A 14,746-nucleotide genomic window follows, 5' to 3' on the forward strand; every position below is an offset into this window, starting at 1 on the left:
AGTAGCCTAGGGGCGCAAGCGGCTGGCGGCCACCAGTTTGTCGGCTTGCGATGGAGCATGCGCGCCGTTGGTGATGATGGCGTCGGCCTGGATTTGTTCCCCATATTCGGGGTGCAACAGAAAAATGGGCCCGCCGGCGATTATAGGTAGGCGGGGGTTCTGGCTGACCTTACGGACCAGCTCCATGGCGGCCCGCAGCCGGGGCACGCCGGCCTCGCTGCCCAGGGAAAAGCCCACCACGTCGTACCAGTCTTTCTGCACCATGGTGGCCGCCGCGTCGGTGGCCAGGAAGCAGGTCACCACGTCCCAGCCGGCGCGGTGGAACAGCTCCGCCACGAGCGACAGGCCAAAGGTGTGCTGCTCGCCAGGGCAGGGCATGAGAAGGATGCGCTGGCTCTGCTCGCCGCGGCCGCCGTGACCGAACTGGCTGCCGGCCGAGCTGTTTTCCCGCAGCACCTTCTGCAGGCGGCCCAGGCCCACGGTGACCTCGGTGAAGGTGCACAGGTCGCGTTCCCACATCTCGCCCAGGTGCCGGGCCACGGGGGACAGCAGCTCAAGAAAGATGGCCTCGGTCGGTACGCCGCGGTCTCGCAGGGCGATCACGCAGTCGCGCACCGCGCGATCATCCTCGTGCAGCACAAGCTCGGCGAACACGGCCACGTCTTCGGGCGTGACCCGCCGGTTGGTGCCAATGGGGGAGGAAGCGCATTCCTCGGGCACGCGGTGGGCGAGCATGAGCCGGGGAATGATCTCGTACTCGACCGCCTTGGACAGCAGGACTGCCCGCAGGCCGTCCTCGTTGACCGGCATGTCGATGGAGGAGCGCAGCAGGTCCTCGATGCCTGGTGGAATGCCCACTGGGGCGGTTTCTTCGATCCAATCGTCAGAAAAACGATTGGCCTGGGCGTCGGTCTCCCGTGGAGACCTCTGCCTGGAAAAAGAGCCCATCCATGTCTCCTTGCGCTGGTGCGCGGCTGCCGGTTCACGCAGGGGCCACGGTACTTTTGCCGGTGCTTTCTTACGCCACTCGAATTATTTGCGTCGGGGCATTTCCGAGTCGGATCAGCGCCTTTTTCGAGCCCTGGGTGTCTCCGACGGTCCCGCGTTTGTACTGCTGGTCACTGCGGTCGTCAAAACATTTCCGATGAAACCTGAACGCACTGTAGCCGGCGCGAACTGGATGTCAACAAAAATATACGTCAATATAAATTGACACTTCAATCCGGAAGTTCTAAATTGGGTCCCAGAGCAACCAGGAGACACGACCGATGATTGCCGAGAACCCCGGGTTGACGCCGGCTCGTCCACCGCTTTACACGCCTCTGCAGCGCCAGCGCCGCGACGGGTCGGTGTGGACCCTGGTGCAGGGCATCCTGGCCCCGGTGCAGTTCCTGGTGTTTCTGGTCAGCCTGGCGCTGGTGCTGCGCTTCCTCCTCACCGGAGAAGGCGAGCAGGCGGCCACGCTGTCGGTGGTGGTCAAGACGCTCACGCTCTACACCATCATGCTCACGGGCTGCATCTGGGAAAAGGTGGTGTTCGGCCAGTACCTGTTCGCCCCGGCCTTCTTCTGGGAAGACGTTTTCAGCATGGCGGTGCTGGCGCTGCACACCGCCTACCTGCTGGCCCTGTTCAAGGGCTGGCTCGACGCACGCGGCCTGATGGTCCTGGTACTGGCGGCCTACGCGGCCTACGTGGTCAACGCCGGTCAGTTCCTCTGGAAGCTGCGCATGGCCCGCCTGCAGGGCGAACCGCCGGCGGGTCCGGACGGGGTGGCGGCATGAACGCGGCACCGGTGATCCCGATCCGCGCCGCATCGACGGGTTGCAGCGACGCGCCTGTGCTGCGGGAGCGCGGACAGCGCGAGGTGTTCTGCGGCCTGACCGGCATCATCTGGTTGCACCGCAAGATCCAGGACGCGTTCTTCCTCGTGGTCGGTTCCCGCACCTGCGCGCACCTGATCCAGAGCGCGGCCGGCGTGATGATCTTTGCCGAGCCGCGTTTTGCCACCGCCATCATCGACGAGCGCGATCTCGCCGGGCTGGCCGACTGCAACGACGAGCTCGACCGCGTGGTCGCCCGGCTGCTGGAGCGCCGGCCCGAGATCAAGCTGCTCTTCCTGGTGGGGTCCTGCCCGTCCGAGGTGATCAAGCTCGACCTGTCGCGCGCCGCCCAGCGCCTGTCCGCGCGCTTCAACCCCGGGGTTCGGGTGCTCAACTATTCCGGCAGTGGCATCGAGACCACGTTCACCCAGGGCGAGGACGCGTGTCTGGCGGCGCTGGTGCCGGGCCTTCCCGCCACCACGGCGGGCGCGCCGATCGAACTGATGGTGGTCGGCGCGCTGGCCGACGTGGTCGAAGACCAGTTCGCACGCCTGTTTCGCCAGCTGGGCATCGGCCCGGTGCATTTCTTTCCACCGCGCCAGGCGAACCGCATGCCGCCCGTCGGGCCCAACACCCGGTTCCTGCTGGCCCAGCCCTTCCTCGCGGACACCGCGCAGGCCCTGCAGGCGCGCGGTGCGCGGCGACTGGCGGCGCCGTTTCCGCTCGGCGTGGAGGGCACCACCGCCTGGCTGCAGGCCGCAGCCGCTGCGTTCGGCACGGAGGGCCAGATCTTCGACGCGGTGACCGCGCCAGCCCGCCAGCGCGCCACCGCCGCGCTGGCCCGCCACCGGGCGCAACTCGGCGACCGTTCGGTGTTCTTCTTTCCCGACTCCCAACTTGAGATTCCCCTGGCCCGGTTTCTCTCGCGCGAACTCGGCATGCGGCTGACCGAGGTTGGCACGCCCTACCTGCACCGCAGCCACCTGGCCGAAGAACTGGCGCTGCTGCCCGAGGGCACCACGTTGAGCGAAGGCCAGGATGTCGAGAAGCAGCTGGACCGCTGCCGCGCCGCCCGGCCGGACATCGTGGTCTGCGGTCTGGGCCTGGCCAACCCGCTGGAAGGGGAGGGCATGACCACCAAGTGGGCGATCGAGCTGGTGTTCACCCCCATCCAGGGGTACGAGCAGGCGGGCGACCTGGCCGAGCTGTTTGCGCGGCCGCTGGTGCGGCGCGCGCGCCTGGCCCGGGCGCCCGAGCGCCCGGCGGTGCTGCAGGAGGTGACCTGAATGCAGCTGACGCTCTGGACCTACGAAGGCCCACCCCACGTGGGTGCCATGCGCATCGCGACCGCCATGACCGGCGTGCACTATGTGCTGCACGCGCCGCAGGGCGACACCTACGCCGACCTGCTGTTCACCATGATCCAGCGCGACGCCCAGCGTCCGCCGGTGACCTACACCACCTTCCAGGCGCGCGACCTGGGCGGCGACACCGCCGAGCTGTTCAAGAACGCGGCGCGCGAGGCCTTCGAGCGCTTCGCGCCGCAGGCCATGCTGGTCGGGTCCTCCTGCACCGCCGAGCTGATCCAGGACGACCCGGGCGGACTGTGCTGCGCGCTGGGTCTGCCGGTGCCGGTGGTGGCGCTGGAGCTGCCGTCCTACCAGCGCAAGGAACACTGGGGCGCGGCCGAAACCTTCTACCAGCTGGTGCGCCAGCTCGCCGACCCGTCGGTGCGCCGCGCGCCGCGCGCGCCCGGACAACGCGCGCGCTGCAACATCCTCGGCCCGGCCGCGCTCGGTTTCCGCCACCGCGACGACCTGCGCGAGATCCGCGGCCTGCTGGGCGAGATGGGCCTGGAGATCAACGTGGTCGCCCCCCAAGGCGCCTCGCCCGCCGACCTGGCGCGCATCGGCGATGCCGACTTCAACGTGGTGCTCTACCCCGAGATCGCATCGGTCGCGGCCGGCTGGCTCCAGCGCACGTTCGGTCAGTCGTCGACAAAAGTGGTGCCGATCGGCAGCGGTGCCACGCGCGACTTCATCCGCGAGGTGGCCCAGCTCGCGGGCATCGACCCGTCGCCGTTCCTGGACGACACCCGGGCCCGCGCGCCCTGGTACGCGCGCTCGGTCGATTCGACCTACCTCACGTCCAAGCGCGTGTTCGTGTTCGGTGACGCCACCCACGTGGTCGCCGCGGCCCGCGTCGCGCAGGACGAGATGGGCTTCACCGTGGTCGGCCTGGGCACCTACAGCCGCGAGTTCGCCCGCGAGGTGCGCGAGGCCGCCGCGCGCTACGGCGTCGAGGCACTGATCAGCGACGACTACCTCGAGGTCGAGGCGCGCATCGCCGAGCTGCAGCCCGAGCTGGTGCTGGGCACGCAGATGGAGCGCCACATCGCCAAGCGCCTGGGCATACCGTGCGCGGTGATCTCGGCGCCGGTGCATGTGCAGGATTTCCCAGCGCGCCATTCGCCACAGATGGGCTTCGAGGGCGCCAACGTGCTGTTCGACACCTGGGTACACCCGCTGATGATGGGGCTTGAAGAGCACCTGATCGGGATGTTCCGCGGCGACGCCGAGTTCCACGAAGACGCCGCGCCGTCGCACCTGGGCGGCAACGGGTCGCGGCTCGCCCCGGCGCCCGCGCTCGAGGACGAACCGCACGAGGCCGAGGTGCCCGAAGCGGTGACGGCGCAGGCCGACGCACTGATCGCCGCCGCCGCCGGCCGTTCGACGGAAGCGGTGGCCACCTGGGCCGCCGACGCCGAAAAAGAGCTTCGCAAGATTCCGTTTTTTGTTCGCGGCAAGGCCCGTCGCAACACCGAAACCTACGCCAGGGACAAAGGCCTGCCCGTCATCACCCTGGAGACCCTCTACGATGCCAAAGCCCACTTCAGCCGCTGAGACGCGGTCGCTGTCGCCCGGCATGCGGGTCGTGCTGGTCACCATGGACAGCCACCTGGCCAGCGCCGCCGGGCGGGCGCACCGCAGCCTCGCCAAGGCGGTGCCGGGGTTGTCGCTGGTGGTGCATGCGGCGTCCGAATGGCGCGACGACCCGGCCGCGCTGCAGCGCTGCACCGACGACATCGCCCGCGGCGACATCGTGCTGGTGAGCATGCTGTTCATGGAAGACCACTTCCTGCCGGTGCTGCCCGCGCTGCAGGCGCGGCGCGCCGCCTGCGACGCCATGGTCTGCCTGATGTCGGCGACCGAGGTCACGCGCCTGACCCGCATGGGCAAGTTCGACATGAGCGCGCCCAGCACCGGGCCGATGGCGTTTCTGAAGAAGCTGCGCGGCAAGAGCAGCGCCGACGTGGGCGCCTCGGCCGAGGAAAAGACCACCGCCGGCGCGCGCCAGATGCGCATGCTGCGCCGCCTGCCCAAGATCCTGCGCTTCATCCCCGGCACGGCCCAGGACGTGCGCGCCTATTTCCTGACCATGCAGTACTGGCTGGCCGGCTCCGAACAGAACATGTTCAACCTGGTGCAGTTCCTGGTCGACCGCTACGCCGACGGTCCTCGCAAGGGCCTGCGCGGCAGTCTCAAGCCGGCCGCGCCGCTGGACTACCCCGAGGTCGGCGTCTACCACCCGCGCATGGCGCAGCGCCTGTCGGAAGCGCTGGACGACCTGCCGCGCGTGGCCACCAGCGGCAGGCAGGGCACGGTGGGCCTGCTGGTGATGCGTTCCTACCTGCTGGCGGGCAACACTGGCCACTACGACGGTGTGATCACCGCACTGGAGGCGCGTGGCCTGAAGGTGATCCCGGCGTTCGCCACCGGGCTGGACAACCGCCCGGCCATCGACGCTTACTTTTTCCGGGACGGCCAGCCCGCCATCGATGCGCTGGTATCGCTGACCGGCTTCTCGCTGATCGGTGGCCCGGCCTACAACGACGCCCACGCCGCCGAAGACATCCTGGCGCGGCTGGACGTGCCCTACCTGGCCGTCACGCCGGTGGAGTTCCAGACGCTGGACCACTGGGGCGCCTCCAAGCGCGGCCTGCTTCCGGTCGAGTCGACCATGATGGTGGCGATCCCCGAGCTGGACGGTGCGACTGGGTCGATGGTCTACGGCGGACGCGGCGGACCGCAGCGCGTGAGCTGCCAGGGCTGTGGCAAGGGCTGCACCTTCGACAGCCCCGACGGCGTGCACGACATGCAGACCTGCAGCGAGCGCGCCGACGCGCTGGCCGCCCGCGTGGGCAAGCTGATCGCGCTGCGCCGGTCCGAGCGCGCGCAGCGCAAGGTGGCGGCGGTGATCTTCAACTTCCCGCCCAACGCCGGCAACACCGGCACCGCCGCCCACCTGGCCGTGTTCGAGTCGCTCCACAACACCCTGGCCGCGATGCAGCGCCAGGGCTACACGGTGGACCTGCCCGCCAGCGTCGACGCGCTGCGCGAGCGCATCATCGGCGGCAACGCCGCGCAGTACGGCGCGCCGGCCAACGTGCACACGACGGTGTCGGTGGACGACCATGTGCGGCGCGAACGCCACCTGCGCCAGATCGAGGCGCAGTGGGGCCCGGCCCCGGGGCAGCTGCTCAGCGACGGGCAGCAGATCTTCATCCTGGGCGAGCGCTTCGGCAACGTGTTCGTCGGCATTCAGCCGGGCATGGGCTACGAGGGCGACCCGATGCGGCTGCTGTTCGAGCAGGGCTTCGCCCCCACCCATGCGTTTTCTGCGTTCTACCGCTGGATCCGCGAGGACTTCGGCGCCCACGCCGCGCTGCACTTCGGCACCCACGGCGCACTCGAGTTCATGCCCGGCAAGCAGAACGGCCTGACCGCCGACTGCTGGCCCGACCGGTTGATCGGCGACATGCCGAACATGTACCTCTACGCCTCCAACAACCCGTCGGAAGGCACGATCGCCAAGCGCCGCGCCGCCGCCACGCTGATCAGCTACCTCACGCCCCCGGTGGCGCAGGCCGGTCTCTACAAGGGGCTGATGGAGCTCAAGGGTTTGCTCGAACGTTTCCGCAGCCTGGAGCCCGAGGCCCAGGCCGAGCGCGAGGAAATGCTGCCGATGATCCGGTCGCTGGCCCAGGAACTGGAGCTGTGCAACGCCGACGCCGCCTGGGACGACCCCGAGGCGCAGATCGTGCGCCTGACCGACGCCGTGCTGGAGCTGGAATACACGCTGATTCCCTGCGGCCTGCACGTGGTGGGGCAGACGCCCAATCACTGCGAACGCGTCGAGCTGCTGCTGGCCTGTGCCGAGGCGGCCCACGGCGAGGCATCGGGCGAACAGCGCCTGCGGCCGGCGGTTGAGGCGATGGTGCAGGGCGCATCGCCCGAGGCGGCGCTGGCCCAGGTGCCCGCACTGGCCGACCTGTCGGGCGAGCCCCGGGCGCAAGCCCTGGCGACGCTCCAGGCGCTCGCCGCCACCGACGCGCTGCTGTGCCAGGACCATGAGATGGACGGCATCCTGCGGGCACTGGACGGCCGCTTCCTGCGCCCCGCGCCGGGCGGCGACCTGCTGCGCACGCCGGCGATCCTGCCCACGGGGCGCAACGTGCACGGCTTCGACCCGTTCCGCATCCCCAGCGCCTACGCGGTGATCGACGGCGCCCGCCAGGCCGAGCGCCTGATCACCCGCCACATGGCCGACGGCAACGCCTTTCCCGATTCGATCGCGATGGTGCTCTGGGGCACCGACAACCTCAAGAGCGAGGGCGGGCCCATCGGCCAGGCCCTGGCGCTGATGGGAGCCCGCCCACGCTTCGACAGCTACGGCCGCCTGGCCGGGGCCGAGCTGATCCCGCTGGCCGATCTGGGCCGTCCGCGCATCGACGTGGTGATCTCGCTCTCGGGCATCTTCCGCGACCTGCTGCCGCTGCAGATCCGCCTGCTGGCCGAGGCCGCGTTCCTGGCCGCGAGCGCCGACGAATCGGCCGACCAGAACGCGATCCGCCGCCATGCGCTGGCCTACCAGGCGGAACACGGCGTCGACCTGGAGACTGCGGCACTGCGCGTGTTCGGCAACGCCGAAGGCGCTTACGGCGCCAACGTCAACAGCCTGATCGACAACAGCCGCTGGGAAGACCCGGACGAACTGGCCGAGACCTACAGCCGCCGCAAGGGCTTCGCCTACGGTCGCGCCGGCCAGCCGGTGGCCCAGGCGCAGCTGCTCAAGAGCGTGCTGGCCGACGTGAAGCTGGCCTACCAGAACCTTGACTCGGTGGAGCTGGGCGTGACCACGGTCGACACCTATTTCGACACCCTGGGCGGTGTCAGCCGCGCGATCCAGCGAGCCAAGGCGCAGCGCGACGGCGACGCCGCCGCGGTGGCGCCGGTCTACATCGGCGACCAGACCCGCGACAGCCTGGGTGGCGGCACGGTCCGCACGCTGGGCGAGCAGGTGGCGCTGGAGACGCGCACCCGCATGCTCAACCCCAAGTGGACCGAAGGCATGCTCAAGCACGGCTTCGAGGGCGTGCGCCAGATCGAGGTGCACCTGACCAACACCATGGGCTGGTCGGCCACCACCGGCCAGGTGCAGCCCTGGGTCTACGAGCAGCTGACCCAGGCCTTCATGCTTGACCCCGACATGCGCCGGCGCCTGGCCGAGCTCAACCCCACCGCTTCGGCGCGGCTGGCCAGCCGTCTGCTGGAAGCGTCCGACCGCCAGTTCTGGCAACCCGATCCTTCGGTTCTGAAGGCGCTGCGCGAAGCCAGCGAAGAGCTGGAAGACCGGCTCGAAGGCGTGTTCGAAGGAGCCCCCGCATGATCACCGAAACCAGCGTTCCCCTGACCGACCTGAGGCGTGCCGCGGGCAGGGCCCAGCGCGCCGACGGCGAGGGCAGCGTGCAGGTGCAGATGGACGGCTCGGTCAAGATCGGCAACGCCAAGGTGTTTGCGATCTACGGCAAGGGCGGCATCGGCAAGAGCACCACCAGCTCCAACCTCTCTGCCGCGTTCTCGCACCTGGGCAAGCGGGTGCTGCAGATCGGCTGCGACCCCAAGCACGACAGCACCTTCACGCTCACCAAGAAGATGTTGCCGACGGTGATCGACGTGCTGGAAACGGTGGACTTTCACGCCGAAGAACTGCGCCCCGATGACTTCGTCTTCCCCGGCTACAACGGCGTGATGTGCGTCGAGGCCGGGGGGCCGCCGGCCGGCACCGGCTGCGGCGGCTACGTGGTCGGCCAGACGGTCAAGCTGCTCAAGGAGCACCACCTGCTGGAAGACACCGACGTGGTGATCTTCGACGTGCTGGGCGACGTGGTCTGCGGCGGTTTTGCCGCTCCGCTGCAGCACGCCGACCGCGCGCTCATCGTCACCGCCAACGACTTTGACTCGATCTTCGCGATGAACCGCATCGTGCAGGCGATCGGCGCCAAGGCCAAAAACTACAACGTGCGACTGGGCGGCGTGATCGCCAACCGCAGCGCCGCGACCGACCAGATCGACAAGTACAACGACCAGATCGGCCTCAAGCTCGCGGCGCACTTTCCCGAACTCGACGTGATCCGCCGCAGCCGCCTCAAGAAGAGCACGCTGTTCGAGATGGAGAGCTCGCCCGAGCTGGAGGCGGTGAAGACCGAGTACCTGCGGCTGGCCGCGGCGCTGTGGGCCGGCGTGGAGCCGATGGCGGCGGTGCCGATGAAGGACCGCGACATCTTCGACCTGCTGGGCTTCGACTGATCCGGGAGACACCATGCCCAACACCTCGTACCTCGAACGCCGCGAGCAGATCGAAACCTATTTCGACCGCACGGCCGCGCAGGCCTGGGAGCGCCTGACCTCCAACGCGCCGGTCGGCCGCATCCGCGCCACGGTGCGCGCCGGCCGCGACCAGATGCGCGGCACCCTGCTGTCCTGGCTGCCCACCGACATGCGCGGCCTGCGCCTGCTGGACGCCGGCTGCGGCACCGGCGCGCTGGCGGTGGAGGCGGCGCAGCGCGGCGCTGAGGTGGTCGCAATCGACCTCTCGCCCACGCTGGTCCAGCTGGCGCGCGAGCGCCACGGCAGCGGTGGCAGGCAGGGCGGCCGCATCCACTTCACCTCCGGCGACATGCTCGACGAAGCGCTGGGCCACTTCGACCACGTGGTCGCGATGGACTCGCTGATCCACTACGACACGCCCGACATCGTGGCCGCGCTGCACCGGCTGGCGCTGCGCACGCGCGGCAGCCTGCTGTTCACCTTCGCTCCGCGCACGCCGCTGCTGGCAGCGATGCACCGCGTGGGGCGCCTGTTCCCGCGCAGCGACCGCTCGCCCGCGCTGACGCCGGTGGCGCAGCCGCGCCTGCGCCTCGGGCTGGAGCTCGGCATCGGTGCCAGCGGCTGGCGCGAAGGGCGCAGCCAGCGCGTGGCCAGCGGCTTCTACACCTCGCAGGCCTGGGAGTGGACGCGGTGAACCTCACACGCCTGCTGTCCCCCGCCTGGGCGGTGCGCCTCACCCAGCGCTACGTGCCGTTTGCCGACGCCGCGTCGGCCGAGCTGCCGCTGGGCCGGCTGCTGCGCCTGTCGCTGTTCCAGCTGTCCATCGGCATGACCATGGCGCTGCTGGTGGGCACGCTCAACCGCGTGATGATCGTGGAGCTGGGCGTGCCGGCCTGGTGGGTGGCGATGTCGGTGGCGCTGCCGCTGGTGTTCGCGCCGCTGCGGGCGCTCATCGGCTACCGCAGCGACACCCACCCGTCGGCGCTGGGGCTCAAGCGCATGCCCTATATGTGGATCGGCACGCTGCTGATGTTCGGCGGCCTGGCGATCATGCCCTTTGCGCTGCTGCTGTTGTCGCTGCCGCAGGAGCAGGGGGTGGAAATCTGGGCCGGCCGCATCGGCGCGGCGCTGGCCTTCCTGCTGGTGGGCGCGGGCATGCAGATCACGCAGACCGCCGGTCTTGCGCTGGCCAGCGACATCGCGCCCGAGGACAAGCGCCCGCGCGTGGTAGCGCTGCTCTACAGCGCGCTGCTGGCCGGCATGATCCTGGGCAGCGGCCTGCTGGGCTGGGTGCTGACGGATTTCAGCCCGACACGCCTGGTGCAGGTGGTGCAGGGCGCGGCCGTGGTGGTGGCATTGCTGAACATCGTCTCGCTGTGGAAGCAGGAGGCGCGCGGCGCCAAACGCGGTGCGAGAGCGGCCGACGGTTTCAGCCGCAGCTGGGCGCGCCTGATGGCGATTCCGAAGATCCGCCGCTTCCTCTGGACCGTCGGGCTGGGCACGGTGGCATTCAGCATGCAGGACGTGGTGCTCGAACCCTTCGGCGGACAGGTGCTGGGCATGGACGTGGGCCTGACCAGTTCCCTCACCGCGATGAGCGCCGGCGGCGCTTTGCTGGCGTTTGCGCTGTCCTCGCGCATCCTGGCCGGCGGCGTGGACACCATTCGGCTGGCCGCCCGCGGTGCGCTGCTGGGCCTGCCGGCTTTTGCCTGCGTGATCTTCTCGGCGCCGCTGCAGGCGCCGTGGCTGTTCCAGCTGGGCGCCGCGCTGATCGGCTTTTCCGGCGGCCTGTTCTCGGTCGGCATGCTGCTGACCGCCATGGACCTGCCCGAACGCGAGCTGACCGGCCTGGTGCTCGGCGCCTGGGGCGCGGTGCAGGCCACGGCGGCCGGTGTGTCCATGGCCATCGGCGGCGTGCTGCGCGACATCGTCGGCGGCCTGGCCACCGGCGGCTGGCTCGGCACCGCGCTCAACTCGCCGGTCACTGGCTACAGCTTCGTGTTCCACCTCGAGATCTACCTGCTCTTCGTGGTGCTGATTGCGCTCGGGCCCCTGGTCCGCCGCCGTCAGACCCACAGCCCATCACGCCCCGCCCAACCGCTCGGCCTGGCCGAGCTCCCCGGCTGAACCGATCGCCCACCCCAAAGGAGAACCACCATGGAAACCGGCGCCATCACCCAGTACGTCGATGTGGCACAGCTCGTGCTCTACGCGTTCTGGATCTTCTTCGCAGGACTCATTTACTACCTGCTGCGCGAAAACCACCGCGAGGGCTATCCGATGGACCCCGGTCGCGCCAACGGGCCCAAGACGGACGGCTGGCCGGCGGTGCCCAAGTCCAAGACCTACCGGCTGGCCAATGGCCACGAGGTGCTCTCGCCCGATCCGGCGCGCGCCGACGGCGACTACCAGGGCGAGCCGGTCAACGGCTGGATCGGTGCTCCGCTGGAACCGGTGGGCGACCCGCTGCTGGCCGGCGTCGGTCCGGGCGCCTGGGCCCGACGGGCCGACGTGCCCGACATGACCTACGAGGGCGAAGCCAAGATCGTGCCGCTGCGCGTGGCCGGTGACCACGGCGTGGCGGTGCAGGACATCGACCCGCGCGGCCTGCCGGTGATCGGCGCCGACCGCGAGCAGGCGGGTGTCGTCAGCGACCTCTGGGTCGACAAGTCGGAAATGATGTTCCGCTACCTGGAGGTGGCGCTGCCCGTTGGCGGTTCGGTGCTGCTGCCGATCAACTTCGCGCGCATCCGCAAGGACGGCGTGCAGGTGCACGCGCTGCTGTCCGATCAGTTCGCGCGCGTGCCCGCCACCCGCCACCCCGAGCAGATCACCCTGCTGGAAGAGGAAAAGATCACCGCCTACTACGGCGCGGGCACGCTGTATGCCACGCCGCAGCGCCAGGAGCCGATGCTGTGAACGCGCACCACGAGCACGAGTTCGAGGCGGCCCCCGGCCTGCCCGAGCCGCTGCCGCGCGGCGAGTCCCTGCTCTGGCAGGGCAGCCCCGACTGGGTGCCGCTGGCGATCCACGCATTTCATGTGCGCAAGCTGGCGATCTATTTCGCGGCCATGCTGGGCCTGCAGGCGATCTACCTCTCGGGCAACCCGCAGGCGGCCCTGCTCAAGCCGCTGCTGACCAGCGCGGTCATGGCGCTGCTGGCGCTGGCGCTGCTGGCGGCCACCGCCTGGTTCGCCGCCCGCACCACGCTCTACACCCTGACCGACCGGCGCATCGTGATGCGCATCGGCGTGGTGCTGACGCTGACGCTGAACCTGCCGCTGCGCCAGATCGCTGGCGCCTCGTTCAAGCCGCTGGCCGGGGACCACGGCGATATCGCACTGAGCCTGGCCGGCAAGGACCGCATCGCCTACCTCAACCTGTGGCCGCACGCGCGCCCCTGGCAGCTGAAGAACCCGCAGCCCAGCCTGCGCTGCCTGCCCGGCGCTGCCGCCGTGGGTGAACGCATCCAGCGGGCCTGGCTCGCCGCCAACCCCCAGGTGCAGGCACGGGTGGGCGCGGTCGAACCGGCACCGGGGGTCCCGGTCGCGCCGGTCTCCGCGCCGATCACCCGCCCTGTGCGCGAGCACAGCGTGGCCAGCGCCGCCTGAGCACCCATCGCCGGAGCCCACCATGCAGACCCACCACGAATCCCCGCTCGGCCAGGGCACGCCCTGGCCCATCTGGGCGCTGGGCGCCTTGCTGTTGCTGACCCTGGCGGCCGTGGCCTGGCAGAGCCGGATCGGCGGCGGGCCGGTGGCCCAGGAGACCGCCTCGGTGCAATGGCAGCGCAGCCTGCGCTTCGAAGATCGGCCCAACGGCGACATCGCCGTGATCGACGCCGCGAGCCAGCGCGAGGTCGCCCGGTTCCAGGGCGAACAGGGCTTTCTGCGCGGCAGCCTGCGCGCGCTCGCACGCGAGCGGCAGCGCCGCGGGCTGGGGCCGCAGGCGCCGTTCGAACTCACCGGCCACGTCGATGGCCGCGTCACCCTGCGCGACACCGCCACCGGGCAGCGCATTGCCCTCGAATCCTTCGGTCCCACCAACTCGGCCGTGTTCTCGCAGCTGCAGTGGGCCCGCTGACCTCCTTTCGACGTTCCACCGGAGTCGCGCCATGAACCCCACCGAATCCCCCGTCGCCGAAGCCCGCACCGACGTCGACACCGACCACGTCGCCCTGCTGATGGACGGCCTGAAGAACACGCAGACCGCCACCGAACGCGCAGCCAAAAGCACCATGCTCACGCCGCGCTTCTACACCACCGACTTCAAGGCCATGGACGCGCTCGATGTGTCGCCTGTGCGTGCCGAGTGGGACCGGATGATGGCCGAGTACGAGGGCGACAACAACCAGGACCACTTCAAGCGCGACGCCGCCTTCGGCGAGGAGCTCAAGGTGCTGATGCCCCAGCTCTCGCCCGAGCTGCGCCAGGAGTTCATGGACTTCCTGATCAGTTCCTGCACCTCGGAGTTCTCGGGCTGCATCCTCTACAACGAGATCCGCAAGAACGTCAGCAACCCCGACATCAAGCAGCTGATGGCCTACATGGCGCGCGACGAATCGCGCCACGCCGGCTTCATCAACCAGTCGCTCAAGGACTTCAACCTCGGCATCGACCTGGGCAGTCTCAAGCGCGTGAAGGCCTACACCTACTTCAAGCCCAAGTACATCTTCTACGCCACCTACCTCAGCGAGAAGATCGGCTACGCGCGCTACATCACCATCTTCCGCCAGCTCGAACGCCACCCCGACAAGCGCTTCCACCCGATCTTTCGCTGGTTCGAGCGCTGGTGCAACGACGAATTCCGCCACGGCGAATCCTTCGCGCTGATGATGCGCGCCCAGCCCCACCTGCTGACCGGCCTGAACAAGCTGTGGATCCGCTTTTTCATCCTCGCGGTCTACGCGACCATGTACGTGCGCGACCACACGCGCCCGATGCTGCACCAGGCGATGGGGTTGGAGTCCACCGAGTACGACTACGAGGTGTTCCGCATCACCAGCCAGATCGCGCGCCAGGTGTTCCCGGTGGAGGTCGACATCGACCACCCGACCTTCCGCGCCTGCATGGCGCGGCTGCTGGCGATCTCGCAGGCCAACGACCGAGCCGTCGCGCGCGGCGGCCTGGTCGGCACGCTGCAGCGCGGCTGGCACGCCGCACGCGCCTTCTTCACCTTCGGCCGGCTGTTCCTGGTGCCGGTGAAACAGCACGCGCTGCCCAAGGACATCCGCCTCGACCCGGTCTGGTGAAGGGG

At 69.5% G+C, this 14,746-nt stretch carries 12 protein-coding genes; 11 read left to right on the top strand and 1 reads right to left on the bottom strand.

Annotation, left to right across the window (positions count from 1 at the left end; translation table 11 throughout):
- Window positions 1-6: 6 nt before the first annotated feature.
- Window positions 7-948 carry a cobalamin B12-binding domain-containing protein gene (locus ACFOPI_RS19205; protein ID WP_382177472.1) on the bottom strand — a complete coding sequence of 314 codons (942 nt, stop codon included), beginning with the start codon at window positions 946-948 and terminating at the stop codon, window positions 7-9.
- A gap of 320 nt (window positions 949-1,268) precedes the next feature.
- On the opposite strand from ACFOPI_RS19205, the gene bchF reads away from it, so the two are divergent.
- The 11 genes from bchF to acsF are packed head-to-tail and all read left to right on the top strand — an operon-like array spanning window position 1,269 to window position 14,741.
- On the top strand, window positions 1,269-1,781 hold the full coding sequence (gene bchF / locus ACFOPI_RS19210; RefSeq protein WP_382177475.1) for a 2-vinyl bacteriochlorophyllide hydratase: 513 nt from the start codon (window positions 1,269-1,271) through the stop codon (window positions 1,779-1,781).
- The gene (locus tag ACFOPI_RS19215) at window positions 1,778-3,106 is read left to right on the top strand and encodes a ferredoxin:protochlorophyllide reductase (ATP-dependent) subunit N (RefSeq protein WP_382177477.1); all 1,329 of its coding nucleotides are present in this window, start codon (window positions 1,778-1,780) and stop codon (window positions 3,104-3,106) included. Before bchF ends, ACFOPI_RS19215 begins: the two co-directional genes overlap by 4 nt.
- Entirely contained in the window at window positions 3,107-4,723 is a 1,617-nt protein-coding gene (bchB, locus tag ACFOPI_RS19220) for a ferredoxin:protochlorophyllide reductase (ATP-dependent) subunit B (RefSeq protein WP_382177480.1), read from the top strand.
- Window positions 4,698-8,549 (top strand): magnesium chelatase subunit H, encoded by a 3,852-nt coding sequence (locus tag ACFOPI_RS19225; protein ID WP_382177483.1) that lies wholly within the window; start codon window positions 4,698-4,700, stop codon window positions 8,547-8,549. The genes bchB and ACFOPI_RS19225 overlap by 26 nt, the downstream gene beginning before the upstream one ends.
- Window positions 8,546-9,469, top strand: a complete 924-nt coding sequence (bchL, locus tag ACFOPI_RS19230) for a ferredoxin:protochlorophyllide reductase (ATP-dependent) iron-sulfur ATP-binding protein (protein ID WP_382177486.1) — start codon at window positions 8,546-8,548, stop codon at window positions 9,467-9,469. Before ACFOPI_RS19225 ends, bchL begins: the two co-directional genes overlap by 4 nt.
- Before the next feature lie 13 nt (window positions 9,470-9,482).
- Window positions 9,483-10,184 (top strand): magnesium protoporphyrin IX methyltransferase, encoded by a 702-nt coding sequence (gene bchM / locus ACFOPI_RS19235; protein ID WP_382177488.1) that lies wholly within the window; start codon window positions 9,483-9,485, stop codon window positions 10,182-10,184.
- A complete protein-coding gene (locus tag ACFOPI_RS19240) occupies window positions 10,181-11,617 on the top strand; it encodes a BCD family MFS transporter (RefSeq protein ID WP_382177491.1) in 1,437 nt (478 codons plus the stop codon). Before bchM ends, ACFOPI_RS19240 begins: the two co-directional genes overlap by 4 nt.
- A gap of 30 nt (window positions 11,618-11,647) precedes the next feature.
- The gene (gene puhA, locus ACFOPI_RS19245) at window positions 11,648-12,409 is read left to right on the top strand and encodes a photosynthetic reaction center subunit H (RefSeq protein WP_382177493.1); all 762 of its coding nucleotides are present in this window, start codon (window positions 11,648-11,650) and stop codon (window positions 12,407-12,409) included.
- Entirely contained in the window at window positions 12,406-13,101 is a 696-nt protein-coding gene (gene puhB, locus ACFOPI_RS19250; protein WP_382177495.1) for a photosynthetic complex putative assembly protein PuhB, read from the top strand. The genes puhA and puhB overlap by 4 nt, the downstream gene beginning before the upstream one ends.
- A 22-nt stretch (window positions 13,102-13,123) precedes the next feature.
- Complete coding sequence (gene puhC / locus ACFOPI_RS19255) at window positions 13,124-13,573, top strand: photosynthetic complex assembly protein PuhC (RefSeq protein WP_382177497.1); 450 nt, start codon at window positions 13,124-13,126, stop codon at window positions 13,571-13,573.
- A 31-nt stretch (window positions 13,574-13,604) separates the two neighbouring features.
- A complete protein-coding gene (gene acsF, locus ACFOPI_RS19260) occupies window positions 13,605-14,741 on the top strand; it encodes a magnesium-protoporphyrin IX monomethyl ester (oxidative) cyclase (RefSeq protein ID WP_382177500.1) in 1,137 nt (378 codons plus the stop codon).
- Window positions 14,742-14,746: the final 5 nt, after the last annotated feature.

Source organism: Hydrogenophaga luteola (assembly GCF_042648585.1).
GTDB classification, from domain to species: Bacteria; Pseudomonadota; Gammaproteobacteria; order Burkholderiales; family Burkholderiaceae_C; genus Hydrogenophaga; species Hydrogenophaga luteola.

Excerpts from the sequence above, each read along its gene's own strand:
- ACFOPI_RS19205 (WP_382177472.1), bottom strand. The coding sequence starts at position 948 with ATGGGCTCTTTTTCCAGGCAGAGGTCTCCACGGGAGACCGACGCCCAG.
- bchF (WP_382177475.1), top strand. The coding sequence starts at position 1,269 with ATGATTGCCGAGAACCCCGGGTTGACGCCGGCTCGTCCACCGCTTTAC.
- ACFOPI_RS19215 (WP_382177477.1), top strand. The coding sequence starts at position 1,778 with ATGAACGCGGCACCGGTGATCCCGATCCGCGCCGCATCGACGGGTTGC.
- bchB (WP_382177480.1), top strand. The coding sequence starts at position 3,107 with ATGCAGCTGACGCTCTGGACCTACGAAGGCCCACCCCACGTGGGTGCC.
- ACFOPI_RS19225 (WP_382177483.1), top strand. The coding sequence starts at position 4,698 with ATGCCAAAGCCCACTTCAGCCGCTGAGACGCGGTCGCTGTCGCCCGGC.
- bchL (WP_382177486.1), top strand. The coding sequence starts at position 8,546 with ATGATCACCGAAACCAGCGTTCCCCTGACCGACCTGAGGCGTGCCGCG.
- bchM (WP_382177488.1), top strand. The coding sequence starts at position 9,483 with ATGCCCAACACCTCGTACCTCGAACGCCGCGAGCAGATCGAAACCTAT.
- puhA (WP_382177493.1), top strand. The coding sequence starts at position 11,648 with ATGGAAACCGGCGCCATCACCCAGTACGTCGATGTGGCACAGCTCGTG.
- puhC (WP_382177497.1), top strand. The coding sequence starts at position 13,124 with ATGCAGACCCACCACGAATCCCCGCTCGGCCAGGGCACGCCCTGGCCC.
- acsF (WP_382177500.1), top strand. The coding sequence starts at position 13,605 with ATGAACCCCACCGAATCCCCCGTCGCCGAAGCCCGCACCGACGTCGAC.